The sequence below is a fragment of the Exiguobacterium sp. s131 genome (genome assembly GCF_018617345.1).
GTDB classification, from domain to species: Bacteria; Bacillota; Bacilli; order Exiguobacteriales; family Exiguobacteriaceae; genus Exiguobacterium; species Exiguobacterium profundum.
The window spans coordinates 903,286-921,008 of the sequence record NZ_JACSJX010000001.1 but is presented as its reverse complement, the minus strand read 5'-3'; the positions used below and the strand labels follow the sequence as shown (position 1 = coordinate 921,008).

Here is a 17,723-nt window from a genome sequence, read left to right as displayed (position 1 = left end):
ACTAGTATTATGAAGGGAATGGTTTTATGGAAAAGAAACTGGCAGTTATTGATATCGGATCCAACTCGATTCGAAACGTCATCTTCGAAGTGAACGAGGAAGGACAATACTTCGAACGGTTAAATGTGAAAGAAGTCGCGCGATTGTCTAGCCATATTAGTGATGCGAATGAAATGACTGAAGAAGGAATCGCTTCACTCATCGATACGTTACGTCACTTTAAAGAGTTGAACGACCATCATCACGTTACCGATGTGCTCCCAGTAGCGACAGCAGCCATTCGAAACGCAAATAACTCAGATGAGATTTTGCAGAATGTCAAACAATCTACTGGGATGACCATCCGCCTGTTGAGCGATTACGAAGAAGCATTTTACGGATATTCGGCCATCGTCAACTCTACCTATGTGGAAGATGGATATTCTGTCGATATTGGTGGGGGATCAATGGAAGTCACATATTTTCAGAATCGCGAACTCGTCTTCTATCATAGTTTCCCTTTCGGTGCCGTGACGTTAACGAAAGAATTCATGAAAGATGAGACGATGACGAAAGACGAGCGGAAAGCGTTGACCGCATACTTAAAGAAGGCATTCAAAGAAATTGAATGGCTCGAACCACATGGTGTCCCACTTGTCGGTGTCGGTGGGACGGCTCGTAACTTAGTCCGGGTCGAACAGACCATATCGAACTTCCCGCTTGAAGGCATCCATCAGTATACGATTTCTGCTGAACAGTTGGAGGACGTCATAGATGAACTCGTCGGAATGTCGAGCAAACAACTCGGACGTTTGGATGGGTTGTCAAAAGACCGGGTCGACATCATCGCGCCTGCCGTGACAGCAATCGGCGAGCTCGCTAAATATTTGAAAGTACCTGAGTTCACGATGAGTAACAATGGACTCCGTGAAGGTCTCTTCTATGAAAACTATTTATATGAGCATGATAAAGTTCGTTTTGCCGATGTGAAAGAAGAAAGTTTTCGTCATTTTGAAAAACAATACGACGTGAACCCGACTCGTCATCAACATCTCATCCGATTGGCCCGACAGTTGTATACCGGATTAATTGAAGTGAAAGCGATTAAACCGAAACCATTTGAGCCTGGTCTTCTTGAAGGTGCCTGCCGCCTTGCCTATGTCGGTGAATATATCGATCACAACAATAAGAGTGACCACACGTTCCATCTGATCACCACAAACGATTTCAAAGGACTAAACAACGAGGATCGACTCGCTCTTGCCCTCGTCACATCCTTCAAATCAAAACGAGTATTGGAACAACATATCGAGGCTTTCCCGAAATGGTTTGATCAAAAGTTATTGAAGAGTTTAGAACTACTAGGCTCGATCGTAAAACTCGTCGATGCCCTCGACTTGACAGAGCGTCAGATCGTGACGGACATCCATGTTACTAGTACAAAGGACGGTCTCACACTTACGCTAGATACAAATGGTTCCGCACGTTTTGAGTTGCAGCGAAGCACTCGCCATAAAAAGCATTTAGAACGCGCAATTGATCAATCGATTGAGATTGTCTTGAGCGAGGAGGAGTAACCATGTCCAAATATACGAATGAACATTTTAACAACCGTGAACTCAGCTGGCTCGACTTTAACGAACGTGTTCTCGAAGAGGCGATGGATGAACGAAATCCATTGATGGAACGATTGAAATTTTTGGCGATTTTCAGTTCTAACCTTGATGAATTTTATATGGTACGAGTCGGTGGATTGAAAGATGAGGTCCTTGCCGGTTTCAACCGTCCGGAAGATAAGACGGGCCTCACTCCAAAACAGCAGATCAAATCCATTTCGATGCGAGCGCAAGAACTCGTCGAGACGCAATATGCGACATATAAAAAAATCACGAAACAGCTATCGAATCAGCACGTCCGCTTCTTACGGACGAAACATTTGAACAAGACCCAACAAGACTTCGTGAAAGAGTATTTTCGAACGCACGTATTCCCTGTCCTGACACCGATTGCAGTCGACGCCTATCGTCCGTTCCCAATGCTCTTATCTAAGTCACTGAATATTGCTGTCGAGATTGCCTCGAATGGCGAAGGAAAAAAACGACTCGCCCTCGTTCAAGTGCCATCCGTTCTTCCGCGGTATCTGGAACTACCTACCGATGATGAAGAACATACCGATTTGATTTTACTTGAGGATTTGATCATTCAATACATCGACTCACTCTTCAAAGGATTTGTCGTCGAGTCCACGATGCCATTCCGAATTACGCGGAACGCGGACATGCCGTTTCACGAAGAGGGCAGTCGTGACGTCTTGAAACAAATCGAAAAAGAGTTGAAGAAGAGAAGATATGGGGTTGCCATCCGACTCGAGGTACAGCAACGATCGTTACGAAAAGAACTGTTGTTCATGCTACAAGACGTCCTTGACTTACATGATCGGGATATCTTTATTGTCGACGGTCCGATCGACTTGACCTTCCTGTTTGGGATCTACAATCAGATTGGGATGGAATATGATGATATGATCAATGAAACGTTGATCCCATTTATCCCAGAAGGTCTTGAATCGGGCAAAGATTTATTCCAAAGTATCGCTAAACAGGATTATCTGCTACATCACCCGTATCATTCATTCGATCCAATCGTCCGTTTTATCGTTCAAGCCGCCAAAGACCCGAACGTCTTAGCAATCAAGCAGACACTCTATCGCGTCTCCGGGGACTCTCCCATCATCAAAGCCTTGACTGATGCAGCCGAGAGCGGAAAACAAGTCACTGTCCTCGTCGAACTAAAAGCACGTTTTGATGAAGAAAAAAATATTCAATGGGCGAAGCAACTTGAGAAAGCCGGAGCTCACGTCATCTATGGCTATAAAGAACTAAAGACACACTCAAAAATCACCCTCGTCGTTCGCATTCTAGAAGGTGGTGTGTTGCAACGGTTCATTCATCTCGGGACCGGTAACTATAACGATTCGACCGCCAAGCTATACACAGACATTGGGCTCCTTACCACAAATGAAGAACTCGCTGAAGATGCAACGAACTTTTTCAACTGGTTATCCGGTTATGGGGAACGACCATCTTGGCATCAGTTCGAGACGTCGCCTGACGACATGAAAGACTTCTTCTTGAATAAAATTGATGATGAGATCAACCTGCATGAAAAGTATGGCAACGGTCGCATCGTCGCTAAGATGAACTCGATCACGGACCGGGCCATCATCACAAAATTGTATGATGCTTCGTCCGCGGGAGTGAAAATCGATTTGATTGTCCGAGGCATTTGTTGCTTACGACCGGGAATTAAAGGGGTCTCTGAAAACATCAAAGTCATCTCGATTATCGACCGATATCTCGAACATTCCCGAATCTTTTATTTTTACCAAAATGGAAAAGAAGACTTGTACTGTTCCTCTGCGGACTGGATGACTCGAAATATGAAAAAACGGATCGAGATACTCTTCCCTATCTTGAACGCATCACATAAAACATACATCAAAGATATGATGGCCCTTCAACTCGTCGATAATGTGAAAGCAAGAAGGCAACGTTCTGACGGCCGCTATGTATACGTGAAACGTGAGACCAACGAGGAAGAGATTCAATCACAAATTATCATCCATCAATATACGGGTGGTCGATGGAACAACATACCTAGCGTATTCGAACGAGAACCATCAAATTGGGCGGAACGCGAAGTGCTCCGCCTTCGGGCCGAGAACGAGAAAATGACAGATGACTGATGTTAGACTTCTCAAATAAGAAAACTCGTTGTATAATAAATTCGATTCAGTTATTATGAAGCGCTTTCATTTAGAGACGGAGGAATTATTTATGCAGGAGATTTTATTATCATTACTCGCCGGCTTGATTTGTGGTGCCATCTTCACCGCACTCAAACTACCACTGCCTGCCCCACCGGTATTGCCAGGAGTTGTTGGGATTTTCGGGGTATTCCTCGGAATGAAGGTTTATCAATTTGCTGTAGCGAACTGGCCATTCTAACAAAAGATGCCCTCGAAAAAGGGCATCTTTTATTATTTAGTCTAATGTATGAATGGCTTTATGACAGGTCGGACAAACCCAGATGCCACGTTCCTCTGTCAAGTGATACTCAATCAAGTGATACGCCTCTTGCCCAAAGCGTTCAGCTAGGTCTTCATGACAGTTCGCACAAGTCGTCACGTTCGACTTTGGTGCTAAGAGTTTTTCTCGAAACAAGTGCGCCTCATATGACGCTTTCGTCCATTTAGACGATGGTACATGATAGCCGTCATTCCATTTTGTTCGAATTGACTCGTACGGTTCATCCCCCTCATACATTCCCACTTGCAAGAGCGGATGATGAAAATGAAGTTGTAACAGATCGACCAAGGAATACAGCGCCACCCCTCCCGGTCTCTCTCCGAGCCAATACGGATCGTCTGGTCGCTCAATCGTCTCTTCAAGTAACACCTCTGCTTCCGCCACGATGCCATGCCCCATCACTTCGATAAATGCTGTCGGTGTCGTCACGGACCCGTTTACATAAACCGGACTTTGTTCAAGAAAATAAGTCGGGAATGCGTTCCAGACATCATATCGCTTTGGATCGACTTGTAGGACGTTCATCGTTTATTGATGAGCGAGCGTGAATCGTTCACGCCATTCGGCATCAAATTGATTGGCACGAAACATTTCAATCTCTTGTTTATATGGAGCGACTTTCGTTTTTTCGCTAATCGGGATATATGGCGTCTCTAGAATTTTCGGTAGATGCGCAAATGCCTCGTGATGAATGACACGATTCAATGTATCAAACCCGATCTCTCCGTAGCCGATATTTTCATGACGGTCTTTTTTTGCACCGCGCACGTTCTTCGAATCATTTACATGAATGACTCCGAGACGGTCGAGTCCGACGATGCGATCGAATTGTTCAATGACACCGTCTAAGTCACCGACTAAGTCATATCCTGCATCATGGACGTGACACGTATCAAAGCAAACTGAGAGTCGATCATTGTGCGTCACGCCATCAATGATGGTCGCAAGCTCTTCAAACGTCTTACCAAGTTCGCTTCCTTTCCCTGCCATCGTCTCAAGCGCAATCTTTACTTGTTCGTCGCCAGTCAACACTTCATTCAATCCTTCGATGATTCGAGCGAGACCGATTTCTTCTCCCGCTCCGACATGAGCGCCCGGGTGAAGAACGACGTGGCGAGCCACTTGGAGTGCTTCTGCCCGCTTTAATTCCTGAGTTAAGAAAGAGACGGCCAATTCAAACGTCTCAGGTTTCGTCGTATTCCCGAGATTGATGATATATGGAGCGTGAACAACAATCTCTTCGATGTCATGTGCGGCCATATGTTTGAGTGCTGCCTCAATATTTAAATCTTCAATGGGTTTACGGCGTGTGTTTTGGGGCGCACCTGTATACACCATCATCGTATTCGCCCCGTAAGAGACAGCCTCTTCACTCCCTGCTAACAACATCTTTTTACCTGATACCGAAACGTGTGAACCTATTTTTAACATCCTCATCTTCCCTTCATCATCTTCTATCTCTAGTGTACACAAAAAGAAGAACCGACTCCAAGAAGTCGATTCTCCCAAACATTATCGTTTATTTTTCTTACGTGCTGCACGGCGATCCGAGCGTTGCTGTTGCATATGCTCACGTGATGCCGTCTCTTTCAACTTATACTTGAATTTCTTCTTATAGCCAGGCTTGACTTTCTTCTTCGCCTTCTTGATTTCACCGGCCATCCGACTATGAGCCGTGTGTGAGACCTTCATCTTCCGGTCTGTTTGGCGACGACGACGTGTCTTGATCGGTTGAATCGAACCGTTGCGCAAGTCCACATGAGTGAATTCGAACCCACGTTCTTCGAGTCTGTTGATTGGTCCATTCTCATGGTCCTCATATAGTGTATACGCCTCACCTGATGCGCCCGCACGTCCCGTACGACCGACACGGTGCGTATAGAAATCAAGGTCTTTCGGAATCCCGTGGTTGATGACGTGAGAGACTCCTGAAATATCGATACCGCGAGCCGCTAAATCCGTAGCAATCACATACTGATATTTCGCATCATTGATGTCCTTGATGGCTTGTTTGCGGCGACGTGCCTGCATGTCACCATGCAACGTACCGACGTTTAGACCTGCTTCGCGGAACGACGTCTCCAACTCATCTGCCTCTTGTTTCGTATTGGTGAACACGAGACAAACGAATGGATTGATTGCTTTCGCAATTTCGACAGTCAATTCTTTACGGTCACGGTGACGTACTGGAATCACGTGGTGTTTGATTTTTGGTGCGACGCGATGTTCTGGGCTCGCCTCTGCAAAGCGTGGGTCATGAAGGTATTTCTTCAAGAACGGTTCAAGGTTCTCAGGAATCGTCGCTGAGAAGACCATCGTTTGCAGTTTTTCAGGAAGCGCCTGTGCGATGCGGTCGACCTCGGGCAAGAATCCCATATCGAGCATTTGATCGGCTTCATCGACGACAAAGTGTGTCACTTTGTGTGGGAATAACGCCTGTGCTTTCATGAGATCAAGGATTCGTCCCGGTGTCCCGATGATCAACTGTGGCGGATTTTTCATCTTATCGATCTGACGTTCGCGGTCTGTCCCTCCGACAATCAAACTCGATTTGATGTAATCTGGGTTTTTAATAAGAATCGATTTCAATTCTTCATGAATCTGCCAAGCGAGTTCGCGTGTCGGTGCGACGACGATTGCTTGAACTGAAGCATCTTCTGGGTTGATCGCTTCAACGATCGGTAACAAGAACGCAAGTGTTTTACCCGTTCCTGTCTGTGATTTTCCAATAATATCTCGACCATTCAAGGCAGCCGGAATAATTCGGGCTTGTATATCGGTCGGTTTCGTAATGCGCTTTTCTGTTAACGCATCAACCATAAACGGTAGCAATTTGAACTGTTGGAAGCTGTTCAATCGATACACCTCCTGTTTCTTTCCACTTTTCCTAGCATAGCGGAATCAAATGATTTGTCAATCAATCTTTTGCCACACCTTCATATAAATAACTCGATGAATAATAGTGTTTGGCAATTTTCTTTCCATTTAAATGTTGTTCGAGTGCTTTGAAGCCGACTTCCATCATCTCGTTCGGTGACTGCACGACAGTGGCATTGACCTTCCCATTTTGAATGAGCGGATAGATATCTGAAATCCCGTCGACCGAAACGATCGTCTTGTCCGTCAAACCATGACTTTCTAAAGCCCGGACGACACCAAACGTATTATCGTCATTGTGTGAAAAGATTGCATCAAATGGAATCTCTTCTTCTAACCAACGTGACATCTCGATTTCAGCTTGGAATGTGTCATAGTTCCCGGTGATGGATGCGATGATCTGAAAATCGTCGCCATGTTGCTTCTCGTACTCTCGGATACCAAGACTTCGGTCCATCGTGGAACGAACTTTCGGAGTTCCCCTCACTTCGACCACGCGAATCGGACGTTCGAGCTCACTATACTTGGCAGCAATTTGTTCGGCCGCCATCCGACCGATGTCGACATTGTCGGAAACGACGGATGTGAGCACACTCGGATGATCAATCATGCGGTCAATCGCAATAATCGGAATGTTTTTTCGTTTTGCGCGTTCTAATGAGGATTGAATGAACGTGTCATCGAGAGTCGTCAAAAAGATGGCCTCGACACCCCGGTCAATCAATGAATCTAGTTTTTCTTTTTCAAGGACACGCGAGTCTTCACTCGTGGTCGGAATCGGGATGAACCCTTTTTGGTTTGCTGTATGCACGAACGAGTCCAGTAGTTTATTCGCATGCTCATGTTTATCACTGACAAACACAAATCCGACTTCTTTTTCATTCGTTTTTTGCTCTGGGAGTTGAATCGAGGTGATGAGGAGAATCGTCATGGCCCACACGACCGGTAACCAAAGCCAATAATGTTTTAGTCCTTTCATGACGGTTGTCTCCTTGGGATTTTGATTAAAATCGCGGTCCCCTTGTTCATCACACTATCAATCTCCATCGCACCGTTAACGCTCTTCAAGTACTCTTGAATCATATAGATCCCTAGACCATTCCCACTTTCCTTCGTCGTATTGAAGGCGGAACCAACTGTCTTGAGTTGTTCCTCACTCATGCCAATCCCGTTATCTTCAATCAAGAAGCGATATTCCTGCTCCGTAAAGAGGACCGTCACGACGACACTACCTTCAGCCCCTTTTGATTCGACGGCATCGACCGCATTTTTGAAGAGGTTGTAGATGATTTGAACGAGCATATCAAAGGATGCATAAAATGTAGGCATGTCGTTCGGTACAAGTAATTCCCATTTTGTCGGTCGTTTGTAACATTCGGCATCCATTAAAAATTCAAGTCGTTTCGCAAAGTCTAACATGTTGATCCAATCTTCGTTTTTACCAGCCTGATCTGGTTTGGCGAGCGTCAACATCGTTGAAATCAAATCATTCGCCCGCTCCAGTTCTTTTATGGCGACATCCACCATATCTGAGCTACCTTGACCCTCGCGCACCATTTGTAACGTGATGTGGACGGGAGTTAGAGGATTTCGAATTTCATGGGCAATTCCCGCGGCCAATTGACCGAGTGAGGCTAATTTTTCTTGATGCAAAATCAACTGTTGCTGACTCAACTGTTCACGTCGTGACGTTTCCATCCGTTGTGCATAATCGTTATACGTGTCGAGTAGCGTCTCCACTTCTTTCGAACCGGTTCTTTCCAACGAGATCGTTCCGAGCGATTGTTGTTGTTTAATTTGATTGACCAGCTCGACAAGCGGATTCGTTAACGTCCGGGAAAGCAACAATCCAACGAGAATGCTCAGGAAGAATGTAACGAGCGCAATCATCAAATACTGCCAACGCGTGTCGTAGACCGTTTCATAGACGGAGTCATTTTGATGTTTTGCGAGCATGCTCCATCCACTGACTCGTGCATCCGGTTCAAACATTACCGTATCTTCATCCGTACTCAAGATTGTCCGTTCGCTTCGATTTAATGCTTCGTCGATGACTTCACGCGATATCCGACGCTCTGCATCTGTGACCAAGTTGAACGAAGTCGTCAACACTTCGCCTTGCTCATCTAACAAGTATAGAATCATGTCATCATTCGCAGATTCCAACGAACGACGATACAAGTCAGAGTTCAAGACACTAATGCTCCCCCCAAAAATACCGATTGGTCGGTTCTCTTCGATGACCGGAACGTATAGGAAAGTTCCCATATCCCCACTGATCATCACAGGGTCACTCATATATAGTTCTTTTCCACTTGCAGTCAATACTTCCGTAAACTTCGGATCGCGTTTCAATACAGAAGAGGCGACTTGTCGCTCCGAGTACCATTTAAATGAGTCTTGATTGACATCATAATAAAAGATGGACGTAAAACTCGTGCGTTGATTCAAATATCCTGTTCGGATCCGTTCTTCAATCCATGGCTCATTTCCAACGTAAGCGCCTAAGTAAACTAAATCCTCATACAATTTCCCAAGTCGGGACTCCACATTCTCAATACTGTCATCGATGGCGTAATCAAATTGCTCTTTCGCCAATTCTTCTGCTCGAGACACCGTGACGCGGTCAGCAGAGAAGGCAAGTGATGAAATGACAAGTGCTAAAATAATGATGATGATGAACGTAATTTGGAAAAAGTACGATTTTCTTAGTTCACGCAATGGTTTCATGCGATTCACGGCGTCCCTCCTCTCTAACCTAAAAATTATAGCATGAATACACGCAAATCTTTTCGTATTTTCGAAACAATGTTAGACTAATACGTATGAAAGCACTTCGAAAGGAGCCTTCGTCTTCATATGAAAGTTAAAAAAATTAGCCCACGCGGATATTGTTATGGTGTCGTCGATGCCATGAAGCTCGCAAATGAGGCCGTCGCAAATCCAGATTTGCCACGCCCGATTCATATACTTGGAATGATTGTCCATAACCGTCACGTCACGCAGGCGTTTGAGGATCTCGGTGTCAAAACCGTTGATGGAGAAGACCGCATGCAAGCGCTCGAAACCATCGATCGAGGAACGGTCGTCTTCACGGCGCACGGCATTTCACCACTCGTCCGGAAACGTGCCATCGAGAAAGGATTGACGATTGTAGATGCCTCTTGTCCTGACGTCTTAGTCACACACGATTTGATTCGTGAGAAAACGGCAGAAGGATATGATGTCATCTATATCGGAAAACATGGGCATCCGGAACCGGAGGGTGCAATTGGTGTTGCACCAGACCATGTTCATTTGATTCAATATGAACATGAAATCGATCAGTTGCCGAGTCGCTTGTTCGAACGAAAAATTTTGGTGACGAACCAGACGACGATGAGTCAATGGGACGTTTCCGCATTAATTGAAACGATTCAAGCCCGTTATCCTCACGTGGAAGTGCATAATGAAATCTGTAACGCGACGCAAGTTCGTCAAGAAGCCGTCGCTGAACAAGCGGGAGACTGCGAATTGTTGATTGTCGTCGGAGATCCTAAATCTAACAACTCCAATCGTTTAGCACAAGTTTCAAAAGAGATTGCCGGAACGAATGCATATCGAATCGGTGACTTGAGTGAACTTGACTTGAATTGGCTCGAGGGAGTCGAGACCGTCGCTGTGACGTCGGGCGCCTCTACTCCTACACCGATCACAAAAAAAGTCATCGACTTTTTGTCGCAGTATGACCCAGACGATTTAAGCACGCACGATAAAACGCCATTTCTTGAACTTCGGAGCATCTTACCGAAAGTGAAAGCTTTGCGTAAGTGAAGGAATCCCCCATTCTCTCAGAGGATGGGGGATTTTTAGGATTTACTTGAATTGAAACGGGTTCGTGTTGGCAACAGATTGAATCAAGTCGACATTAATTTTCGCTTTTTCAAACTTTTTGCTGAGCACATCGATTACACCTTGTTTCATGATACTCTCGACATGATGCCCTGGGTCTACGACTGCAAGCCCAAGGGCCATAGCATCATGAGCCACGTGGAAATATAAATCACCCGTCACATATGCATCTGCACCTTTGAAACGCGCAGTAGACACATATTTATTCCCGTCTCCACCTAATACGGCAACTTTTTCAATCGAACGCCTCGGGTCTCCGACGACTCGCACGCCCTCAACCCCAAAGCTTGTTTTCACGTGTTCGGCAAACTGTTCAAGTGTCATGGCCTGTTCAAGTCGACCGATTCGCCCTAGCCCAAATACATGACCCTCGATTTCATCGCGCATGAGGTCATACGCCACTTCCTCATAAGGATGGGCGTCTTTCATTGCTTTTAGTACACGCTTTTTCTGACTCTCCCGAACGACCGTTTCGATTTTCACCTCGTCCACTTGTTCCGTTTCATACGGGCGACCGATGAAGGGATCTGTCCCCTCGAGCGGAGTGAATTGCCCCGTTCCGGAAACACGGAACTGACAGTCCGCATAGTCACCAATATGTCCAGCACCCGCTTTTCCTAGAGCACGGGATACGTCATGCGCATGCGTGGATGGAACGAATACACTTAGTTTATAGACCGGCTCCTCATAGGTCGGGACGAGTACTTTCGTATCGCGGAGACCGATCGCCTCACTCATCCAATCGTTCACACCACCGCTGCATACGTCTAAATTCGTATGAGCGACATAGACCGCGATATCGTGCTGAATACATTTCATCGTAATCTTCCCAGCCGTGGAGCGGTCATTGACTTGAGCTAACGGACTAAAGATGGGTGGATGATGCGCGATGATCAAATCAATCTGTTTCTCAATCGCTTCATCCACAACCGATTCGAGCACATCAAGCGTGACCATGACCCGTTTGACTTCTTTGTTGAGCGATCCAATCTGTAAGCCGATTTTATCCCCTTCAACCGCCAAATGTTTCGGTGCAAATTCTTCAAACAATTGAATCACTTGATTGCCGTTCGCCATTACTGACTCACCTCTCTCATTTTGTCACGCATCTGTTTGAATTCCACTTGTTTTTGAATCAAGGCTTCCGATTGAATGCCAGCTGCCATCTGTCCAAGCACATAATCGAGCTTATCGGCTTCACGACTCCATTTGAGTTTAAATGGTTCCGGTCGCTCTTGAATAAGATATGGGCCGAATAACAACTGCCACATCCGATCGTCCGACGCGTCGCTATAGATGGTCTCACTACCTTTTTCTCCGACTAGGATTTCGTAGACTTTATCATTTTCTTCTACAATTGCCTCTTCGACAAGGACATATCCATGTTCAAGCAGCCAGCTTCGTACGTGTTGCCCATCAACGTTCGGTTGAAGGACGAGTCGTTCGACCGCACCGAGCTTATCTTGACCCGCTTCGAGAATCGAGCGAATCAAACTGCCGCCCATCCCGCAGATCGAGATACACGTCGCTTCATTGGGCTGTAAGACAGCAAGACCATCGCCAAGGCGTACATCAATGGCATCACTGGCCCCAATCAAATCGACTTGTGCTCTCGCAGCTTCCATCGGTCCAACGTTCACTTCACCCGCGATTCCTTTTGAAATGATTCCTTGCTGAAAGGCATAGCATGGGACATACGCATGATCCGAACCGATATCGGCGAGCACACTTCCTTTTGGGATATAATCGACAACCTGCTTCAATCGTCGGTCTAACATGACACGTTCTTGCATACAGACAACTCCTTTGTTCTACTTCTTCCCTAGCGTATCGAATTCTCTACAGTTCGACAACAAAAAACGCACCCCATCACGGAGTGCGTCACCTCTTATTGTTCAATCAACCAGTTCGCAAGCACTTCTGCTTCTTCAGCGGATGCAAGACCTGCTGGCATCGCACCTTGACCGTTGACGATGATGTTTGCGATTTCTTCTGGTGAGAGACGATCGCCGACACCTGTAAGTGCTGGACCGACGCCACCTTCAAGGTTTCCGCCGTGGCAACCTGTGCAGCCCTTCGCAGCATACAACTCTTCTGGGTTCATTTCAGTGACTGCTGGACCTTCAGCCGCTTGTTGCGCCTGATTCACCCCAAAATACGATAATGATACCATGGCAATAATTGCGACGATTGCGATTGCCGCAAACGGTAACAATGGATTACGCATTGTAGTTCCCCCTCATGTTCATTCCAAATTTCTATCCAACACTATTTTACTCAAAAAATAATAAAGAAGGAAGGAAAATCACTCATTTTCCTTCCTTTCTTCTAAAACTTCACACTTTATCCAAATATGAAATTAATCGAGGAAGTCTTTCAAGCGTTTGGAACGGCTCGGGTGACGCAATTTACGAAGGGCTTTCGCCTCGATTTGACGAATCCGCTCACGTGTGACACCGAATACTTTACCAACTTCTTCGAGTGTGCGTGTGCGGCCATCGTCTAGTCCGAAACGCAGGCGAAGGACGTTCTCTTCACGGTCTGTCAACGTATCCAACACGTCTTCTAATTGCTCTTTCAACAATTCATAGGCTGCCGCATCTTGAGGAGCCATCGCATCTTGGTCTTCGATGAAGTCACCGAGATGTGAATCGTCTTCTTCCCCAATCGGTGTCTCTAAAGAAACAGGTTCTTGGGCAATCTTTAGAATTTCACGGACTTTCTCAGGTGTGAGTTCCATCTCTTTGGCAATCTCTTCCGGAGAAGGTTCGCGACCGAGGTCTTGAAGCAATTGACGTTGGACACGAATCAATTTGTTGATTGTTTCCACCATGTGTACAGGAATACGAATCGTACGGGCTTGGTCAGCAATCGCACGTGTGATGGCTTGGCGAATCCACCACGTCGCATACGTCGAGAATTTGAACCCTTTCATGTAGTCGAATTTTTCGACCGCTTTAATGAGTCCCATGTTCCCTTCTTGAATCAAATCAAGGAAGAGCATCCCACGACCGACATAACGCTTCGCAATCGACACGACGAGACGTAGGTTCGCTTCTGCGAGACGTTTTTTCGCTTCTTCGTCCCCTTGCTCGATTCGTTTAGCGAGCTCCGTCTCATCTTTCGCACTGAGAAGGTCGACACGTCCGATTTCTTTTAAATACATCCGAACCGGGTCGTTGATTTTGATTCCAGGAGGTACTGATAAGTCGTTCAAATCGACTTCTTCATCCTCTTTTTTCGCAGGTGTTTCTTCTGCGTCCGCAGCATCTTCTGTGACACGGATGTCTTTAGCCTCTAAATCTTCGATGAAGTTATCGATGAAATCCGAATCCACCTCGAAGTGACTAAGGCGATCTTGGATTGCTTGCATTGAGACGACGCCTTTTTTCTTACCTAACTTTTCAAGTTCCTCTATGGCGTTAAATAAATCCTCTTTCTTCTTCTCTGCCATCTAGCAGTTCAACTCCTTCCAAACTTCATCCACGATCATCGTTCTCGAAGACGACGACTACGGGCAATCAATTCTTGTAGCTTGGACGCCTGGTCTACAATACTTTCGGCGTCTTGAGCGATTTCCCTTTTTGCACGCTCGATTTGACGTTGCTCCTCATAACTGTTTATCACCCGAATGTATTCGTCTAAAACCTCTTCAGACAGTTCATCCGGTCCAGCCATCAGACGGATCTCTGCAAAACGCATCGCATAATCAGGGCGTTGATCGCAATAACGCTCCATGAACGAAAGCGTGATTTGATCAAACTCATCATGTGTCATCGTATCGGATACGATTTCATACAATGCTGACCCTAACATACGATGGGTTTCATCTTGATAACGAAGCCCTAAACGGTCGCGTACGAAACGGACCTGCTCCGGTCCCGTCAACATCGCACGCAACAAGTACTTCTCGGCTTTCATCCAACGAGGCTCACCTATTTTACTCGAACGCTTCCGTACCGGCTCTACAGGTTCCATCGCACGGTTGGGAGTTGATTCACTTGACGTCGGACGAGGAATTCTCGAACGGAGCGTCTCTAGCGGAATCTCAAACTCATCCGACAGTTTCTTCACATATAAATCTCTTCGAATCGAATCATTTGTCTTCCCGATCTCTTCAAGCATAGATTCAATAAAGCGAATCCGTTCTCCTTCTCGGTTCAAGTTTTTTCCTCGCCGGTACATGCGATTCATAAAATCGAGAACACTCAACTGCTCAGTTTCAATAAACTGCTGCCAGTGAGTTGCCCCATGCTGACGGATATAGTCATCTGGGTCCGTCTTTTCCGGTAGTGGCAAAACTTGTACATCGAGTGGAGACGCTTCTAAGAGGCGAATGACTTTTTGTGTCGCTTCTTGTCCCGCGTGGTCTCCGTCATAACAGATAATGACTTCATCCACGATTCGAGATAGCGCCCTCGCATGTTGAGGAGAGAACGCGGTTCCGAGCGATGCCACAACTTCTTGTGTGCCCGCTTGCGCGACTTGTAAAACGTCAACGTTCCCTTCAACGAGGAAGACACGCTTTTTCTTACGCATCGTCGCCCGGGCTTGAGAGAAGCCGAACAATAACTCGCTCTTATTGAAGAGTGGCGTCTCAGCCGTATTCACATATTTTGGTTGTCGATCATCAATCGCTCGTCCACTGAAGCCAACGATGGTGCCGTCTCGATCCGCAATCGGAAAGACGACCCGTCCTTCAAATCGGTCAAAATATTCACCGGACTTCGACTTTGAAATCAAACCTGCCTCAACCATTACTTCTAAATCAAACCCGCGCCGCTCCAACAGCTCGACAGTAAAGCGTCGTTGGTCTGGGGCAAAACCGATCTTGTATTGCGCAATCGTCTCTTCAGCTAGGTTACGATTCCGTAAATACGTTAAGCCCACTTCTCCAGCTTCTGTTTTCATCAACACTTCATGATACAAGTCGGCGACAAGGCGATGCGCATCACGCATCTGTTTGCGCCATACCTGTTCACGCGTCAATTCCTCGTCTCCTTGAATGCCGTCTACCGAAATATTCGCCCGTGTTGCCAAGCGTTCGACCGTCTCAGGAAACGACAATCCCTCGGTTTCCATCACGAACGTAAATACATTTCCGCCGGCGCCACAACCGAAACAGTGATACATCCCTTTTTCAGGTGAAACGGAGAAAGAAGGTGAGTTTTCGGAATGAAACGGACATAATCCGACAAGGCGGTGTCCTTGTTTCTTTAATTCGACACGTTCGCCAATCAATTCTACGATATCGGTCGCTTGTTTCACTTCTGCGATGACTTCATCTGGTATTCGTGGCATGTTGACCACTCCCTGTTTCCAATCTCGCAACGAAACGGAACGCTCATCACGTTCCGTTTCACTGTACTGTCAATACTCTATTATACCCTCTTGAAGCAATGATTACTAATTGAAACACTTACTCATTCAATCATCTTTAGACTGTTCAAGATGACGCAAGATAATCCCTGCCGTTTCTTCAACTGCTTTGTTCGTCACATCGATGACATCGCAACCGATTCGTTCATAAATACCACGCGCATACTCGAGTTCACGATTGATTCGCTCTAGTTGCGCATAATCTGCTTCCGGCTTCAAACCTAGCGATTTGAGACGTTCCATTCGGATTGAAATCAGCTTTTCCGGGGAGATGATCAACCCGACACATCGTTCAGCAGGCAAATCAAACAATTCCTCAGGCGGTCTCGATTCTGGAACGAGTGGCACGTTCGCGACTTTATATCGTTTCAGTGCCAGATATTGAGATAGCGGCGTCTTTGACGTTCGAGAAACACCGACCAACACGATATCAGCTTTTTTCAGGCCACGTGGGTCCCGACCATCGTCATACTTGACGGCAAACTCCATCGCCTCGATTTTTCGGAAGTAATCATCATCCAATCGATAGATGAGCCCAGGCTTTTCACGTGGCGCTTCTTTCAATTGGCTAGATAATACATCGAGCAAATCTCCGAGCAAATCAACCGTTTTCACTTGATGCGCTTTACCAAGTCGCATGAGAAGTTCGCGATGTTCCTCATTAACGAGCGTGAACGCAATGATGGCCTGTTGTGCTTTTGCTTGCGTGACGACATCGATAATCGTCTGCTCATCTTCGACGAACGGAATGCGAAGGGTTTCGATCGCATTCTCGTGGAATTGGATACTCGCTGCGCGGACGACGAGTTCGCACGTCTCCCCGACCGAGTCACTTACAACGAACACGAGTTGTTTCGTAGTCAATTCGATTTCCTCCTCAGATCGACTCATCGTTCGCTAACGCAATGAGCACCTTCGTCATATTGGTCTTCGTCATACGGCCGAGTACAATCAATTTCCCATCTTTTTCTTCTACGACGGGCATGGCATCGATTTGTTTCTCAATCAATTTCATCCCAGCTCGAATCAACGTTTCTGTTTTCTCACATACTGTAATGTTCGGCATGCGGGTCATGATGACGTTGACCGGTAACTGGTCTAAGTCTTGATTTCCGATGGCCGCACGAAGGAGGTCTTTACGAGATAAAACTCCGACTAACTCCCGGTCACGTCCGACAACGAACAATGAGCCGACATCTTCTAAGAACAACGTGACAATCGCATCATATACCGTCATCTCATCCCGTACGACTTTCGCAGAAGACATGAAATCGCCTACGGTCAGCGAATCTAACTTTTCTCGTAGCATCGACGAATTCCGTTTGCCAACGAACGTGTAGCCGACACGAGGTCTAGCTTCAAGTATGCCTGTCATCGTCAAAATAGCGAGGTCAGGCCGCAGGGTCGCACGTGTCAATGAGAGCTCTTGTGCGATTTGTTCCCCTGTGATCGGCCCGTTCTCCTTCACGATCTCGGCGATTTTTTGTTGGCGTTCATTCAGTTGCATAG

General features: G+C 46.3%; 16 protein-coding genes. 4 read left to right on the top strand and 12 right to left on the bottom strand.

The genetic code is table 11. From position 1 onward, the window contains the following. Positions 1–26 precede the first annotated feature (26 nt). The 3 genes from KNO69_RS04755 (at position 27) to KNO69_RS04745 (ending at position 3,986) form a co-directional block, all read left to right on the top strand. A complete protein-coding gene (locus tag KNO69_RS04755) occupies positions 27–1,556 on the top strand; it encodes a Ppx/GppA family phosphatase (protein ID WP_214816351.1) in 1,530 nt (509 codons plus the stop codon). A 2-nt stretch (positions 1,557–1,558) separates the two neighbouring features. Further along, positions 1,559–3,724, top strand: a complete 2,166-nt coding sequence (locus KNO69_RS04750) for an RNA degradosome polyphosphate kinase (RefSeq protein WP_214816348.1) — start codon at positions 1,559–1,561, stop codon at positions 3,722–3,724. Between the two features lie 91 nt (positions 3,725–3,815). Beyond that, positions 3,816–3,986: a DUF1427 family protein gene (locus tag KNO69_RS04745; protein ID WP_012726630.1), complete on the top strand. Its 171-nt coding sequence runs from the start codon at positions 3,816–3,818 to the stop codon at positions 3,984–3,986. A gap of 36 nt (positions 3,987–4,022) precedes the next feature. Here KNO69_RS04745 and KNO69_RS04740 read toward each other — a convergent pair whose 3' ends face one another. The 5 genes from KNO69_RS04740 to KNO69_RS04720 all read right to left on the bottom strand — a co-directional run bounded on the left by KNO69_RS04740 (position 4,023) and on the right by KNO69_RS04720 (position 9,674). Beyond that, entirely contained in the window at positions 4,023–4,592 is a 570-nt protein-coding gene (locus tag KNO69_RS04740) for a hypothetical protein (protein ID WP_078147143.1), read from the bottom strand. Positions 4,593–4,595: 3 nt separating this feature from the next. Continuing rightward, positions 4,596–5,498, bottom strand: coding sequence for a deoxyribonuclease IV (locus KNO69_RS04735; RefSeq protein ID WP_214816345.1), 903 nt, complete (start codon positions 5,496–5,498; stop codon positions 4,596–4,598). Positions 5,499–5,579: 81 nt separating this feature from the next. Beyond that, the gene (locus KNO69_RS04730) at positions 5,580–6,923 is read right to left on the bottom strand and encodes a DEAD/DEAH box helicase (RefSeq protein WP_012726633.1); all 1,344 of its coding nucleotides are present in this window, start codon (positions 6,921–6,923) and stop codon (positions 5,580–5,582) included. Between the two features lie 61 nt (positions 6,924–6,984). Continuing rightward, positions 6,985–7,923: a sugar ABC transporter substrate-binding protein gene (locus KNO69_RS04725; RefSeq protein WP_214816342.1), complete on the bottom strand. Its 939-nt coding sequence runs from the start codon at positions 7,921–7,923 to the stop codon at positions 6,985–6,987. After that, positions 7,920–9,674, bottom strand: coding sequence for a sensor histidine kinase (locus KNO69_RS04720; RefSeq protein ID WP_251124918.1), 1,755 nt, complete (start codon positions 9,672–9,674; stop codon positions 7,920–7,922). The genes KNO69_RS04725 and KNO69_RS04720 overlap by 4 nt, the downstream gene beginning before the upstream one ends. Before the next feature lie 129 nt (positions 9,675–9,803). On the opposite strand from KNO69_RS04720, the gene KNO69_RS04715 reads away from it, so the two are divergent. Continuing rightward, the gene (locus KNO69_RS04715; RefSeq protein ID WP_012726636.1) at positions 9,804–10,757 is read left to right on the top strand and encodes a 4-hydroxy-3-methylbut-2-enyl diphosphate reductase; all 954 of its coding nucleotides are present in this window, start codon (positions 9,804–9,806) and stop codon (positions 10,755–10,757) included. 42 nt (positions 10,758–10,799) lie between these two features. Here KNO69_RS04715 and KNO69_RS04710 read toward each other — a convergent pair whose 3' ends face one another. From KNO69_RS04710 to ccpN, 7 genes are all read right to left on the bottom strand, one after another. Next, on the bottom strand, positions 10,800–11,912 hold the full coding sequence (locus tag KNO69_RS04710) for a Nif3-like dinuclear metal center hexameric protein (RefSeq protein WP_214816336.1): 1,113 nt from the start codon (positions 11,910–11,912) through the stop codon (positions 10,800–10,802). Continuing rightward, positions 11,912–12,628 carry a tRNA (adenine(22)-N(1))-methyltransferase gene (locus KNO69_RS04705; RefSeq protein ID WP_214816333.1) on the bottom strand — a complete coding sequence of 239 codons (717 nt, stop codon included), beginning with the start codon at positions 12,626–12,628 and terminating at the stop codon, positions 11,912–11,914. Before KNO69_RS04705 ends, KNO69_RS04710 begins: the two co-directional genes overlap by 1 nt. Before the next feature lie 95 nt (positions 12,629–12,723). After that, on the bottom strand, positions 12,724–13,062 hold the full coding sequence (gene cccA / locus KNO69_RS04700) for a cytochrome c550 (RefSeq protein ID WP_012726639.1): 339 nt from the start codon (positions 13,060–13,062) through the stop codon (positions 12,724–12,726). A 132-nt stretch (positions 13,063–13,194) separates the two neighbouring features. Beyond that, positions 13,195–14,289: an RNA polymerase sigma factor RpoD gene (rpoD, locus tag KNO69_RS04695; RefSeq protein ID WP_012726640.1), complete on the bottom strand. Its 1,095-nt coding sequence runs from the start codon at positions 14,287–14,289 to the stop codon at positions 13,195–13,197. 35 nt (positions 14,290–14,324) lie between these two features. Continuing rightward, positions 14,325–16,136 carry a DNA primase gene (dnaG, locus tag KNO69_RS04690; RefSeq protein ID WP_214816330.1) on the bottom strand — a complete coding sequence of 604 codons (1,812 nt, stop codon included), beginning with the start codon at positions 16,134–16,136 and terminating at the stop codon, positions 14,325–14,327. Between the two features lie 126 nt (positions 16,137–16,262). Then, a complete protein-coding gene (locus KNO69_RS04685) occupies positions 16,263–17,105 on the bottom strand; it encodes a pyruvate, water dikinase regulatory protein (RefSeq protein WP_214816327.1) in 843 nt (280 codons plus the stop codon). Then, positions 17,092–17,721 (bottom strand): transcriptional regulator CcpN, encoded by a 630-nt coding sequence (gene ccpN, locus KNO69_RS04680; protein WP_078147152.1) that lies wholly within the window; start codon positions 17,719–17,721, stop codon positions 17,092–17,094. Before ccpN ends, KNO69_RS04685 begins: the two co-directional genes overlap by 14 nt. Between the last annotated feature and the right edge of the window lie 2 nt (positions 17,722–17,723).